This is a genomic window from Faecalibacterium sp. Marseille-Q4137 (assembly GCF_017377535.1).
Classification (GTDB): Bacteria; Bacillota; Clostridia; order Oscillospirales; family Ruminococcaceae; genus Faecalibacterium; species Faecalibacterium duncaniae.
Genome location: NZ_JAFREK010000008.1, coordinates 18,494 through 31,801, shown reverse-complemented (window position 1 = coordinate 31,801; position 13,308 = coordinate 18,494). Strand labels below are relative to the sequence as shown.

Sequence of the window (13,308 nt, the reverse complement as noted above, 5' to 3'; positions counted from 1 at the left end):
GACACGAGCTTTTTTCACTGTCCGTATATGAAATACAGATTCACAAAAAGAGACCGCACCCCGTGTGTTTCGGGATGCGGTCTGTTCCTGTTTTAGTCGAGATAGGACACCTTGCCGGGTACAAAGCCCTGAATGCCCATGCCGGGCGCATCGGAGACGGTGATGTTCTTTTCGTCGAACACGGCACCGCCGAGGATGTGGTCCTCGCTGCAGAGCACCGGGCCGTCGAGGTCGATCTTGGTGATGATCTTCTTGGCGCAGGCCAGCTCCACAGCGGCGTTGACCGAGATCTTTGCTTCCAGCATACAGCCGATCATGCACTCCACGCCGTACACCTCAGCGGCGGCGGCAATGCGCAGGGCATTGGTGATGCCGCCGCACTTCATCAGCTTGATGTTCACAAGGTCGGCCGCGCCGGTCTGCATGATCCGCAGGGCATCTGCCGGGCTGAACACGCTCTCGTCGGCCAGCACGGGCACATCGGCATGGCGGGTGACATACTGCATCCCCTCAAGGTCTGCGGCGGGCACGGGCTGCTCCACGAACTCAATGTCCAGCCCCTTCTCCTGCATCTGGTTCAGGATGCGGACCGCCTGCTTGGCGTTCCAGGCCTGATTGGCATCGATGCGGAGCTTGATGTCCCGGCCCACGGCCTGCCGCACTGCGGCAAGGCGGGCCACATCCAGTTCAGGGTCAATGCCTACCTTGACCTTCAGGCAGTCGTAGCCGCGCTGGACGGCGGTGCGGGCATCCCGGGCCATCTCCTCGGGCGGGTTGACGCTGATGGTGATATCGGTCACAATGTTCCTGCGGGCACCGCCCAGCATCCGGTAAACAGGGGCGCTGTACTTCTGGCCCAGCAGATCCCACAGGGCCATGTCCACAGCGGCCTTGGCGCTGGTGTTGTGGACAAGCGCCTTCTGCACAGCGGCGGTCAGATCCTCAAATTCATCGAGATCGCGGCCCAGCAGGGCAGGGGCGATATGATCCTGAATGGCACCGAGGATGGCCCCGGTGGTGTCGCCGGTGATGACACCGGTCGGGGGTGCTTCGCCGTAGCCCACCGCACCGGTATCGGTGTGGAGCTCCACGATAACATCCTCAACGCTGTTCACAGTGCGCAGTGCCGTTTTGAACGGCACCCGCAGCGGGGTGGAAATGCGGCCCAGCCGCACCTGTGTGATCTTCATAGTCCCATCCTCCTTCTTATTCCAGCGGCAGGTTTGCCAGCTTGACAATGGCGTTTGCAATGATCTGGGCGTTCTGCACCAGACGTTCCAGATCGATGCATTCATCGGGCTGATGCTCTGTAACCGGGTCACCCGCGAACAGGGGGCCAAAAGCCACCACATTGGGCAGCATCTTGGCGTAGGTGCCGCCGCCGATGCACTTGGGCGGGGCATTGTCGCCGGTGGCATCCCGGTAAACCTCCAGCAGGGCGCTGACCAGCGGGGTCTCGGCAGGGTAGTAGAGCTTTTCCTTGTGCACCTGCCCATCCAGCGCCCAGCCTGCGGCCTCAAAGGCGGCCTGCACAGCGGGCTGGCAGTCTGCCCGTTCCATGGTCACAGGATAGCGGTAGTTCAGCTTGACCCACAGATGCTGCGCGTCGCCCTCGATCAGCCCCCAGTTGCAGCTCATGGGGCCGGAGAGCGCATCCTCCAGCCGGTGGCCCAGCAGGCGCTCGCCGTAGGGGTCGATGCCCAGCTTCTCGGCCAGAAAGTGCACGGCCTGTTTGGCATCCCCCTCCAGCGGCAGCCGGTCAAGGTAGCACACCAGCCGCCCAATGGCGTTTTCGCCCTGCTCCGGGTGGCTGCCGTGGGCCGAAACGCCCACCGCTTCCACCTGATAGCCGCCGGGGACGGCTGTCACGGTGATGTGCTCTGCATCCGGCAGGGCGGCCCCCGCCGGGGCGGTCAGCACAGCGCAGGCGTAGTCCGGCACCACATTGCCGGCCACGCCGCCCTGCACCCTGCTCAGCTGCCAGGCACCGGTCTGGTGCAGCTGCACAGCATAGCTCTCGTTCAGGATGCCCTTTTCGCCGTTGATGAGCGGATACTCGCCGTCCGGGGTGAAGCCCAGCACCGGGATCTCCCCGCCGTGGGCCTTGTAGTACAGCACGTCCCGGTCGTTGGTCTCCTCGTTCAGGCCGAACAGCAGCCGGACACGGCGGTTGAGCGGAATGCCCAGATCCCGGATGGCCTTCAGCGCGAACAGGCTGGCCACCACCGGGCCTTTGTCGTCAATGGAACCCCGGCCATACAGCCTGCCGTCCTCGATCTCGGCGGCGTAGGGCGGATGATGCCAGCCCTCGCCCTCGGGCACCACGTCCAGATGCCCCAGCACCGCCACCATCTCGTCCCCGGTGCCGATCTCGCACCAGCCGATGTACCGATCCATGTCGGTGGTCTCAAAGCCCAGCTCATGGCAGAGGGCCAGCGCCTCGGCAAAGCAGGCATCCACCTCCTCGCCAAAGGGCTTGCCCGGCAGCGGGTCGGCCTCCACACTGCGCCTGCGCACCAGCCGCTGGAGCGCCGCCACCATCTGGGGCCGCAGCGCCGCCACGGCCTCGTTCAGTTTTTTGTCCATACGTTCCACCCCTTTTGTGATTCATTTCACAGCTTGTATTATAGAACGATTGCCCCCGCTCCACAAGCCCCCAGTTCCACGAAAAAAACGCCCCCGCATACTTCATCAGAAGTATCCGGGAGCGCTCGGTCAGTTTGCTGGCTCTGCTTGTCACCGTTGCGAAAGCCGCATTTGATGCTGGCTGGAAGATTTCTCACGAGAAGAGCGATAAAAACAAAGAAGATTGACCGCCTCTGTTTCCCCAAACCGAACGGTCAATCTTTTTTGATCCACTAGAAACGGGAAGCTGACCAAACATTGCTCGTCAGCACCTTTTCTATTTGTAGTATAGTCAATTTTAAACGATTTGTCAAGGGATTATCCGCCACTGTCAGACTGCCGTCTGTTTTTTCTTTTTTTTTTTTTTTCAATTTTTTTGAAAAAGGGTGAAAGGATTTCGCGCGGCGTGTATTTAAGGAAGTAAGAGCATCCATTTTTGCCGGAGCTCCACTTCCGGCCCAAAGAAAGTGAGGGACCCCCTATGAAGAAACGACTACTCAGCCTTCTGGTGGCGCTGTGCATGGCGGTAACGCTCCTGCCCGTGTCGGCAATCACAGCGTGGGCGGAGGAAAGCAGCTCCAACTCAACTACATTAAGAATCGAAAATGGCTATCCTGTCGGTTCTATCGATGATAACGGTACCCATACTACAAGTTGTTCTGGCGATGGCTGGAGCTATGATGGCACTACTCTTGACCTGCATCCTGACAGCCCGACAGAATATGATTTTTTATCAATTATTTCCGGCTATGAACCTATCACCAAATGTAAACTCACGATTGGAGGAGATGCAATCATTGTTGGGGGAATTTTCGACAACACTGTGATAAATAACGGAAAAATCAGTGGCGGTCAATTTTCTTCTTCCTCTTCTCTCACAAATCATGGTACTATTACCGGCGGCCTTTTTTCTTCCGTTTCCAATGAATCTGACGGCAAGATTGAAAATGGCACGTTTAGATCTACCGTTACCAACAACGGCACCATAAAGGGCGGCATTTTTGATAAAAAACCAGCGGGTGACACTGTCGCTAGCGGCTATACCTTGAATGTGAATTTCCCGGAGAATGGCAGCTATGAGTGTTACGATGCAGGAATCAATTATTTCGGCAACAGCGGTTATGTCATTCCCAATTCCGACCATAATACCAGCATCACCATCCATATTTTTTTCCGTAACCGTCAAGCAATATTATTTCCTATTGATGTTACATTCGGAAACACAAACGACACACATTGTTTGTTAGAAGATTGGGCACCAAGTGCAAGATATTACGATGATGGTAGTAGTTATTTTTCTGTCACTTTTACCGCACCACACGCCGATGCGAACACCGTTACCCTGAGCATGCTGACCCGGCTGGTGATCGATATAGACGGCTACCCCGTTGGCACCAAGGGCGGCACCCAGGATTACAGCGGCAACGGCTGGAGGTTTGAGAAGAGCAATAAAACGCTGACGCTGGAAAGCGGAGATTATTCTTTTTGGGAACAATCAGAAGTCAATTGTCCTGTCATCATTAAAGACGGGGTCACTACAATTGGCGGCATGTTCTCCAAAAAAGTAACAAATTATGGCACTGTAGAAAAGGCTGTTATTAACAACATTTTCGAGAATCGCAATACCGTCAAGAATTCGTATTTCTTCAACTCTTCTTCCAGCATAGCAGTCACAAACCATGGCGGTACAATGCTTGACTGCCTATTTGAGAATGCACCTGAAGGTATTGAGTCTCACACCATAACCGAAGTGGAAGACTATTTTATTTCTGCTGAACTAGATGGCATTGCCTATCAGGCAATTCAAACCAAGTTTTATTTTACTGGCACTCCAAAGCTTCGTGTAAACCTGGTAAAGAATGGCAATGTCAAACCCGTCACTTCCATCAATCAGAAGCTCAATTATGGCGGGTTAATAGAAGATTATCCGGTCGGCTACATTTTCACCGTGGAAAACGATAATGAAGATGTTGTGCTGAACGCCGCTCCTGTACCGGGTAAGGATGACCCGAAGCCCGACCCGAAGCCCGAACCCAAACCTGACCCCACTCCCGAAACCTACACCCTGACGGTAAAAGGCGGCACGTTCACCTACAACGGCGGCGAAGCCATGACCAGCGCCAGCGTGCCGGTGGATGCCGAGGTCAAGGTGACGCTGAACCAGAGCGCCGTGCCCGAGGGCATGGTGTTCGACCTGTGGGCCATGGATGAAGCCAGCCTGCTGGGCAACCCGGCGGTCGCCTACAACCAGGAGAGCTTTACCATCCCGGCGGGCAGCGTGGCCAAGGGCAGCACCGTGACCGTGGAAGCCCAGTACCGGGATGCCACCATCGAGAGCGAGCCCAGCATTCTGGGCACTGCCGCCATCATCGGCGTGGCCGGTGCAGGCACGGCGGTCATCGTGTGGCAGGGCTACCGCATCGGCATGGAGCTGTACGAGAAGTATTTCCAGCCCACGCCGGAAGAAACTGCGGCAGAGCAGCCCGCCCCGGAAGCTCCGGCAGCAGCTGCCGCTTCCTGAACGCAGGCGCACCCGCTCCCTTCCACGGCTGACAGAACCGCATAAAAACAGCGCCGCTCCATCGTTTCCGGTGGGGCGGCGCATTTTTGCGGTTCAATCCCGGCGCAAAGGCAGGGTAAGGGACATTTTCTGGTAGGCAATGCGGGGCGTGCCATCCTCCACATGGATGATGCCGCACTTGGTAAAGCCGTTTTCTTCCAGCAGGTGCTGCATGATCTTGTTGTCAGCGTGGGTGTCGGCCCGCAGGCTCTCGCAGTGCTCCAGACACCAGGTGATCACAGCGGCGGCAACGCCGGGGTGCCTGCCCGCCGAAGCCAGCCGGTGGATGGTGCCGTAGGGCAGGGTATCGTTCAGCCACTTGCCATCCTCGATCCGGGCATAGGTGGGGTCCGGGCCAAGGATAAAGGCAAACACGCCCTCCAGCTCGCCGTTGACAAGGTAGAGGAACAGCCGGTTGGAATCAATGTCCTCTTCCAGCAGCTTCTGCGGCGGAAAATGATCTCCCCACTGGGTGGGGTTGCCGGAATCCGCCATCGCCTGCCGGGCGCGGGCATAAATTTTCAGGATCGCATCCAGATCTGCACGTCTTGCTCCACGAAACATCTTCATCCAACCTCTCTTCCGGCAGGCCGCTGCCCGCCCTGATCGTTCTGCCTTAATATAACACAAAACGGCCCTCTCCGTCAAAGCCTGCTGCAAAGGCGGAGAGGGTCGTTCACTGATGCGCTTATGTGCGCTGGCTGCGTGCCCGGCGGTACTCCCGGGGGCTCTGGCCATACCGCTCATGGAACAGGCGGTAGAAGTAGCTGGTGTTCTCGTAGCCCACCTGGGTGATGATCTGCTGGATGTTCAGGTCGCTGCGGCGCAGCAGGCGGGCGGCGGTCTCCATCCGGTGCTTCTGCAGCAGCTCCTTATAGGTCTTTCCGGTCTGGGCCCGGACGCACTCGCTGACATACGCCAGCGAAACGCCGTAGCTGCGGGCCACATTGGAAAGGCTTGCTTCGCGGTAATTCTGGGTGATCTCCTGTAATGCCGCCTGGACCAGCGCTTCGCGGCTGACCGCCTCGCCGCGCGTTTCCAGCGGAAAATTCTTGGTCTGTACCATAGCGTAAAACCCTCCGTTGCGGCAGCGGCGGGCGGGGACAGGGGGATGCCGGACACCCGCCGCAGCCAGTTCATCAGGCTTTCTGGGGAAGCCTTTCTGCCTATAATACGGGCGGGTCACAGAAATAATTGCAAATAGCTCAAATTTTTACAGAAACAAAAGATCAGAACATATTTTCGTTATGATAACGCCCGCTGCGGACAAACTCCACCCACTCGGCCAGGTTCACGGCGTGGTCGCCGATGCGCTCCAGATATTTGATGACCATGAGCAGATCCAGGGCGGCATCCACCTTGCCGGGGTCGGCGGCGATCTCCTGCGCCAGCGTATGCTTGATGGCGTTGAAATCGTAGTCCACCTCATCGTCGGCGGCAATGACCCTGAGGGCGGCCTGCTCGTCCTCAGAGGTCAGGGCATTCAGGGCATCCAGGATCATCTTGTGCGCCTTCTGGCCCATCTTGATGGCCTGGCTCACAGCAGGGTCACCCTCCTTGCGGACAGTGACCAGATGGGGGATGATCTCCGCGATATCGGAGGCATGGTCGCCGATGCGCTCCACATCCGTGACCACCTTCATGGCGGTGGAGATGCGGCGCAGGTCGCCTGCCACCGGCTGCTGGCGGAGCAGCAGGGTCATGCAGCGGTGCTCAATGTCCCGCTCCATGTTGTTGATGCGGCCATCGCCCTGCGCCACGGCGGCGGCAGCCTCGGCATCGGCGGTGCAGAGGGCTTCCATTGCAGCTTCCACGGCATCGGCAGCGCTCTGCCCCATCTCGGTCAGGGCCGTTTTCAGGGCGGCAAGGTCGTTTTCGTATTGTGTACGGTTGCTCATTGCGTTTTACTCCTTAGCCGAACCGGCCCGAAATGTAATCCTCGGTGCGCTTATCCTGCGGGGTGCTGAAGATCTGCGCCGTTGGGCCGGCTTCCACCAGCTCGCCCAGCAGGAAGAAGGCGGTGCGGTCGCTGATACGGGCAGCCTGCTGCATGTTATGGGTCACAATGACCACAGTGTAGTTCTTTTTCAGCTCGCTCATCAGCTCCTCCACCTTCATGGTGGAGCCGGGGTCCAGGGCACTGGTGGGCTCATCCATCAGCAGGACTTCGGGCTTGACAGCCAGGGCGCGGGCAATGCACAGGCGCTGCTGCTGGCCGCCGGAAAGGCCCAGAGCGCTCTTTTTCAGGCGGTCCTTGACCTCGTTCCAGAGGGCGGCACCCTTCAGGGAGCTTTCCACCAGCTCGTCCAACTCTGCCTTGTTGTGCACACCGTGCAGCCTGGGGCCGTAGGTGATGTTATCGTAGATGCTCATGGGGAAGGGGTTGGCCTTCTGGAACACCATGCCCACCCGGCGGCGCAGCTCGGTGGGCTGCATCTCGCGGGCAAAGATATCCTGCCCTTTCAGGCGGACATCGCCCTCGATGCGGATCCCGGGCACAAGGTCGTTCATCCGGTTCAGGGTCTTCAGGAAGGTGGACTTGCCGCAGCCGGAGGGGCCGATGAGGGCCGTGATCTCCCGCTCGCCCATGTCCAGCGAAATATCTTTCAGCGCCTTGAAATCCCCGTACCAGAGGTTCAGGTTTCTGGCTGTGATAATGGGTGATACGTTTTCCATAGTTTTCCTCGAGATCTCCTCGTGTATTAAACCCCTCAGTCTCGCATACGCTCGACAGCCCCCCTAGTAGTGGGGCCCTTGGCATAGAGGGGAACTTGCAGTGCTTCACGCTGCGCCAGGGCCGCCCCTATTAGGGGCGGTGGCAATGCGAAGCATTGACGGTGGGGTTTATCTACTGCTTCTGTTTCAGTTTGGTTTTGGCCAGCCGGGCTGCCAGATTGATGGCAAGCACCAGCACCAACAGCACTGCACCAATGGCCCAGGCGGAGTCGAAATCGCCGTCCTCAAAGGCACGGAGGTAGAGCAGCACCGACAGGGTGGCACCGTTGGAGGTGTAGGCCTTGAGCACGCCGCTGGCAATGACCTCGGCGGCACCGGCGGTGAAGAGCAGCGCGGCGCTTTCGCCCACGATGCGGCCCACGGCCAGGATGCAGCCGGTCACAATGCCGTCGATGCTGCAGGGCAGCACGATGGTGCGGATGATGTGCCATTTGCCCGCGCCCAGACCCAGCGCGCCCTCACGGTAGCCCTGGGGCACCGTTTTCAGGGATTCCTGGGTGGTGCGGATGATGGTGGGCAGGTTCATGATCACCAGCGTCAGGCTGCCGGAGAGCAGGCAGGTCTGGAAGCCCAGCGTCTGGGCGAACACCAGCATACCCACCAGACCGTAAATGATACTGGGGATGCCCGCCAGCGTCTCGTTGGTGAACTCGATCACCGAGATGACCTTGCGGTTCTGGGCGTACTCGGTCAGGTAAACGGCCGCGCCCACACCCAGCGGCAGTACGATCAAAAGCGTCAGCAGGATGACATACAGCGTGTTGAGGATCGCAGGCAGGATGCCGTCCGTTCCCCTCAGCACACTGGCGGTGGTGGTCAGGAATTTCCAGCTGATGTGCGGGATGCCGCGCACCAGCACCATGCCCAGAATGCCCGCCACCAGTACGATGACCAGCACAGCCGAAGCCCAGACCAGAGCGTTCATCACGCGGTTCCAGGTGCGGCGGGAGGCAGAAGCACTGTTATTCATCGCGCTTTCCTCCCTTCAACACCACATTGAGCAGGATATTGATGCCCATGATAAAGACGAACAGCACCAGCGCAATGCTGAACAGCGCCTGTTTCTGCAGGCCGCTGGCGTAGCTCATCTCCTTGGCAATGGCGGTGGTCAGGAAGGTGACGCTGCGGAACAGGCTGTCCGGCATGTTGGGGCTGTTGCCAGCCACCATCATCACGGCCATGGCCTCGCCGATGGCGCGGCCGATGCCCAGCACGATACCGGCTGCAATGCCGCTCCTGGCAGCGGGGACGCTGACCTTGAACCAGGTCTCGGCATCCGTTGCGCCCAGAGCCAGGCTGCCCTGCTCATACTCCGGCGGCACAGCGTTGAGCGCTGTGACCGACACCGACACAATGCTGGGCAGGATCATCACCGCCAGCACCACAATGGCGCTCAGCAGGCAGGCACCGGAGGCCTTACCAAAGGTCTTGGCCACGGCGGGCACCAGCACCTGCATGCCCAGCAGGCCGAACACCACGCTGGGGATGCCGCTCAGCAGCTCAATGGCGGTCACGACCACGGTGCGCACCTTCGGGCCTGCGGCCTTGGAGAGGAACACCGCCGTCAGCAGGCCGATGGGCACACCGATCACGGTGGCACCCAGCGTGCCGTAAACGCTGGACAGGATGAAGGGCAGGATGCCGTAGGCCGGGTCGGCAGCGGTGGAAGCCCACCGGGTGCCGAACAGGAACCGGAGCAGCCCGATCTTCTGGATGGCAGGCACACCGGAGAGGACCATGTACACTGAGATCAGGAGCACACAGCCCACCGCCAGGATGCCGCAGAGGAAGAAGATGAAGTTCATCACCGCTTCCAGCCACTCAGCAGGGGTTCTGGGAAGAGAAAACTTTTTGTTGTTCATAGCATCATTGCTTTCCGCAATTACTCATTCACAGGAACAGCACCGGCAGTGCGGATCAGGTCAGCAGCATCGGCACTGGTGGCAAAGTCGAAGAAAGCCTGTGCCTGCTCAGACAGGGTGACAGACTTGTTGGTGACGAACACGAAGGGACGCTGCACCTCGTAGCTGCCGTCCTTAACGGTCTCCTCGCTGCACTCCACGCCGCCAACGGTGACCATCTTCACGGTGTCGCCCACAGCGGACAGGGAAGCGTAGCCGATGGCCAGAGGGTTGGCCTCCACAGCGCTGATGACAGCACCGGTAGCGGTCAGCTCCTGCGCGTACTTGCAGCTGTCCTTGACATCCACGATGCTCTCAAAGCCATCACGGGTGCCGGAGCCAGCCTCACGGCCGATCAGAACGATCTCGCCGTCGTCACCGCCCACCTCAGACCAGTTGGTGATCTCGCCGGTGAACATCTGTTTGAGCTGGTCAACGGTCAGATCCTCCACCTTGCTTGCATTGTTGACGATGATGGCGATGCCATCCAGAGCGATGGTGGTGCCATCCACGTCAGCCTTCTCGTCGTCCTTCAGGGCACGAGAGGACAGGCCGATGTCCAGGGTCTTATCGGTAGCACCGGTGATGCCTGCGCCGGAACCGGTGGGGTCGTAGCTGACGGTGACACCCGGCTCAACCTCAGCAAAGCCTTCGGTCAGGGCAGCGATAACGTTCTTCATGGAGGTGGAGCCACCGGTAGCAACGTTGCCGGACAGGGCAGCAGCGGTGGAAGAAGCAGTGGAGCCTGCAGCGGCAGAGGCAGAAGAAGCTGCAGCAGAGGAAGCAGAACCGCCGCAGGCGGTCAGGGCAGCAGCGGCAGCAACTGCACCGCAGACAGTGAGAAACGAACGGCGCGTGATCTTTTTCATAATATTTGTCCTCCAAACATCCGGGCTTTCCGTTCCCGGCTCTTGTTTTCGTGTTTTCCTTGGGTACGGCACTATTGTATCCCAGTCGGTAAGCCGCTTCGACCACAAGCGGGAAAAATCGAGGTAAATTGTTTGGACATGTTTTTGCCCCAATGTAAAATTCGGGCGCAAAAAAGCCCGGGGTGCGGGTGCACCTCGGGCTTTTGGGGGATATCAGACTTTATCGACAGCGGAGACTGTCACTTTGCCGTCACTCGTCAGAGCAAACTCAGCTGTCCTGCCCTGCAGGGTCACATACAGCTTGAAGGGTACGCCCTGCTTAAAAGAACCGTACCCACTGGCCTTTGCACGGAACTGCGGCACATAAGTCTTTGTCAGTTTAGAGGAGATTTCCTCTTTTCCGTTGGTCAGTTCCAGCGCGGTCTTATCAATTTTTGCCGCAAAGACACCGGCAAAATTGTATTTGATCTCGCTGGCTGCACCATTGTACCGAATCCGCACATTGGGTTTGCAGAGGTAGCCGTTGGCGTTCTCATTGCCCACGACCTCATCACCAGTGATGGTCATGTTGCCGGTCATGGTCACTTCAAACTCACCCAGCCCGATGGTTGCGGACGGGATCTCGCTGCCGCCTCCATCACAGCCGGTGAGGACACCAGCGGCAGAAGCGGCCAGCACAGCGGCGGCAGATGCTTTCAGAAAATCACGGCGGGAAAAAACATTGCGCATCAGAAATTCCTCCCATTTCAGATCTGGTTTGTTCCTATCATCATAGTACCATATTTACCCAGACTGTCAAGGGACAGAATTCAACCTCTCAGAACTGCACCTCCACGCCATCGGGGCGGTAGAAGGTGACGTTCCTGCGCCACTGGGTCTCGCCCATGGTGCGGCGGTAGCAGTCTGCCAGCTGCCGCACGGCTTCCTCGGGGCTGCGCACCTTTCCGCCGCAGCAGGGGAGCACCAGCACCCGGAACCAGGCATCAAAGAGATGCTCTGTCCAGCCGGTGTCCTTGGCCCCGCACCGGGCGTAAAAGCCCAGGCGGCGCACAGCCATGGCCTCGTCCTCCGCTTTTTCAGGGCACTCCGCTTCAATGAGGATGGCCTGCGCGCCCTTCTCGTGGTCAGGCAGGGCGGCCAGCAGAGCGGCTCCGATGCCGCCGGCCCGATACTGGGGCAGAACGGCAAAGTAGTCCAGCTGGCTCACCTCACAGCCCACGGGCCGCACCATCAACAGATACGCCACCAGCGCGTCGTCCTCATACACGCCCCAGGTGTGGGCGGTACCGGCGGCCTCGCTGTTCAGGATCATGCTCAGGGGCTTCAGCTCTCCGGCAGGAAAATCCCGGCGCATCTCGTTCAGGTAAACGTTCGTCAGCTCTTCGGCGGTCAGCAGCCGCCAGGTCAGGCTCTCGGGGTTCATACGATACGGGTTCCTTTCTGGTAGACAGCCTGAATATTCAGTTCCTTGTCCGCCAGGATCACATTGCCGTAGCGGCCTGCAGCCAGACTGCCGTAATCATTGTCGATGCCAATGCTCTTGGCGGGGTTTTCGCTGGCGGCGCGGACAGCGCTTTCCAGCGGGACGTTCATCTCCAGCACGGCACGCTTCATGCAGTCGTACAGGCAGGTGGCACTGCCCGCAATGGTGCCGGGGTGCTCGGTCAGGGTGGCGCGGGGGCCGCTGACCGTGACCGCCTGACCGCCCAGGCTGTACTGGCCGTCGGGCAGGCCGCAGGCCATCATGCTGTCGGCGATCAGGATGACATGGTCATCCCCGAAGGTGTTGAAGGTGAACCGCACCATGGCCGGGTGGATGTGAACGTTGTCGGTGATGAGCTCCACCTCCGCGCCCCGTTCCAGCGCCGCAATGATGGGGCCAGGCTCCCGGTGGGTGATACCGGGCATGGCGTTGTACAGGTGGGTCATGTGGGTCGCGCCTGCGTCAAAGGCGGCGTTGGCGGTGTCGTAGCTGGTGCAGGTGTGGGCAATGGAGATCCGCACCTCGTCATGGCAGGCAGCAATGAACTCCAGCGCACCCGGCTCCTCCGGGGCGATATCCACCAGCTTGATCAGGCCGTTTGCCCGCTTCTGCAGGCGGCGGAACATGGCAACATCCGCCTTGTGGAGATACTCCGGGTTCTGGGCACCCACCTTGTTGGGGCTGATGAAGGGGCCCTCCATGTTGATACCCACAAGGTCTGCGCCTCTGCCGTTTTGATGGGCGGCGGCAGCATCCATCACGCCGTTCAGGATCTCTTCCGAGAAAGTCATAGTGGCGGGGCAGATGGCCAGCACACCCTTACCGGCCTCAAAATCGGCCAGGGTCTGGATGGCTTCTTCATTGCCGTCACAGAAATCCTTGCCCATGGCACCGTGGAAGTGGATATCCACCAGGCCCGGCAGAGCGTAAGCGCCCTTGGCATCCACGATCTCTTCGCCTTCCTCCGGCTGTGCAAAGGGCACGATGCGCCCCTCCCGGATGGTCAGGCTCCCCTCCTCAAAGGTGTGGCGGGGGGTATAAATCAGAGCATTTTTGATGATCATAGTATCGGTCTCCTAACCTCTCAGGCGCTTCGCGCCAGCTCCCCTGATAGGGGAGCCAAGTTCATGCTGT

At 59.2% G+C, this 13,308-nt stretch carries 15 protein-coding genes; 1 reads left to right on the top strand and 14 read right to left on the bottom strand.

What is annotated here, in order from left to right:
• Nucleotides 1-92 precede the first annotated feature (92 nt).
• The 4 genes from J3353_RS05045 to J3353_RS05030 all read right to left on the bottom strand — a co-directional run bounded on the left by J3353_RS05045 (nucleotide 93) and on the right by J3353_RS05030 (nucleotide 3,811).
• On the bottom strand, nucleotides 93-1,190 hold the full coding sequence (locus J3353_RS05045) for a dipeptide epimerase (protein WP_098923832.1): 1,098 nt from the start codon (nucleotides 1,188-1,190) through the stop codon (nucleotides 93-95).
• Between the two features lie 16 nt (nucleotides 1,191-1,206).
• A complete protein-coding gene (gene pepV / locus J3353_RS05040) occupies nucleotides 1,207-2,586 on the bottom strand; it encodes a dipeptidase PepV (RefSeq protein ID WP_207684311.1) in 1,380 nt (459 codons plus the stop codon).
• A 272-nt stretch (nucleotides 2,587-2,858) separates the two neighbouring features.
• Nucleotides 2,859-3,059: a hypothetical protein gene (locus J3353_RS05035; protein ID WP_207684310.1), complete on the bottom strand. Its 201-nt coding sequence runs from the start codon at nucleotides 3,057-3,059 to the stop codon at nucleotides 2,859-2,861.
• 299 nt (nucleotides 3,060-3,358) lie between these two features.
• Nucleotides 3,359-3,811, bottom strand: a complete 453-nt coding sequence (locus tag J3353_RS05030; protein WP_207684309.1) for a hypothetical protein — start codon at nucleotides 3,809-3,811, stop codon at nucleotides 3,359-3,361.
• A gap of 54 nt (nucleotides 3,812-3,865) precedes the next feature.
• Here J3353_RS05030 and J3353_RS05025 point away from each other — a divergent pair, with 54 nt between their 5' ends.
• Entirely contained in the window at nucleotides 3,866-5,146 is a 1,281-nt protein-coding gene (locus J3353_RS05025) for a hypothetical protein (RefSeq protein ID WP_207684308.1), read from the top strand.
• 93 nt (nucleotides 5,147-5,239) lie between these two features.
• Here the strand turns inward: J3353_RS05025 and J3353_RS05020 are convergent, their stop codons facing one another.
• The 10 genes from J3353_RS05020 to nagA form a co-directional block, all read right to left on the bottom strand.
• Entirely contained in the window at nucleotides 5,240-5,749 is a 510-nt protein-coding gene (locus tag J3353_RS05020) for an N-acetyltransferase (protein WP_207684332.1), read from the bottom strand.
• Nucleotides 5,750-5,873: 124 nt separating this feature from the next.
• Nucleotides 5,874-6,251: a helix-turn-helix transcriptional regulator gene (locus J3353_RS05015; RefSeq protein ID WP_035393429.1), complete on the bottom strand. Its 378-nt coding sequence runs from the start codon at nucleotides 6,249-6,251 to the stop codon at nucleotides 5,874-5,876.
• A 163-nt stretch (nucleotides 6,252-6,414) separates the two neighbouring features.
• The gene (gene phoU, locus J3353_RS05010; protein WP_207684307.1) at nucleotides 6,415-7,083 is read right to left on the bottom strand and encodes a phosphate signaling complex protein PhoU; all 669 of its coding nucleotides are present in this window, start codon (nucleotides 7,081-7,083) and stop codon (nucleotides 6,415-6,417) included.
• Nucleotides 7,084-7,096: 13 nt separating this feature from the next.
• On the bottom strand, nucleotides 7,097-7,861 hold the full coding sequence (gene pstB, locus J3353_RS05005) for a phosphate ABC transporter ATP-binding protein PstB (RefSeq protein WP_097769780.1): 765 nt from the start codon (nucleotides 7,859-7,861) through the stop codon (nucleotides 7,097-7,099).
• A gap of 172 nt (nucleotides 7,862-8,033) precedes the next feature.
• The gene (gene pstA / locus J3353_RS05000) at nucleotides 8,034-8,891 is read right to left on the bottom strand and encodes a phosphate ABC transporter permease PstA (RefSeq protein WP_207684306.1); all 858 of its coding nucleotides are present in this window, start codon (nucleotides 8,889-8,891) and stop codon (nucleotides 8,034-8,036) included.
• Nucleotides 8,884-9,783, bottom strand: a complete 900-nt coding sequence (gene pstC / locus J3353_RS04995; RefSeq protein WP_207684305.1) for a phosphate ABC transporter permease subunit PstC — start codon at nucleotides 9,781-9,783, stop codon at nucleotides 8,884-8,886. The genes pstA and pstC overlap by 8 nt, the downstream gene beginning before the upstream one ends.
• A 20-nt stretch (nucleotides 9,784-9,803) precedes the next feature.
• A complete protein-coding gene (locus tag J3353_RS04990) occupies nucleotides 9,804-10,691 on the bottom strand; it encodes a phosphate ABC transporter substrate-binding protein (protein WP_207684304.1) in 888 nt (295 codons plus the stop codon).
• Between the two features lie 213 nt (nucleotides 10,692-10,904).
• Complete coding sequence (locus tag J3353_RS04985; protein ID WP_117535448.1) at nucleotides 10,905-11,420, bottom strand: twin-arginine translocation signal domain-containing protein; 516 nt, start codon at nucleotides 11,418-11,420, stop codon at nucleotides 10,905-10,907.
• Nucleotides 11,421-11,508: 88 nt separating this feature from the next.
• A complete protein-coding gene (locus tag J3353_RS04980) occupies nucleotides 11,509-12,114 on the bottom strand; it encodes a GNAT family N-acetyltransferase (protein ID WP_207684303.1) in 606 nt (201 codons plus the stop codon).
• A complete protein-coding gene (nagA, locus tag J3353_RS04975) occupies nucleotides 12,111-13,238 on the bottom strand; it encodes an N-acetylglucosamine-6-phosphate deacetylase (RefSeq protein WP_005928694.1) in 1,128 nt (375 codons plus the stop codon). The genes J3353_RS04980 and nagA overlap by 4 nt, the downstream gene beginning before the upstream one ends.
• Between the last annotated feature and the right edge of the window lie 70 nt (nucleotides 13,239-13,308).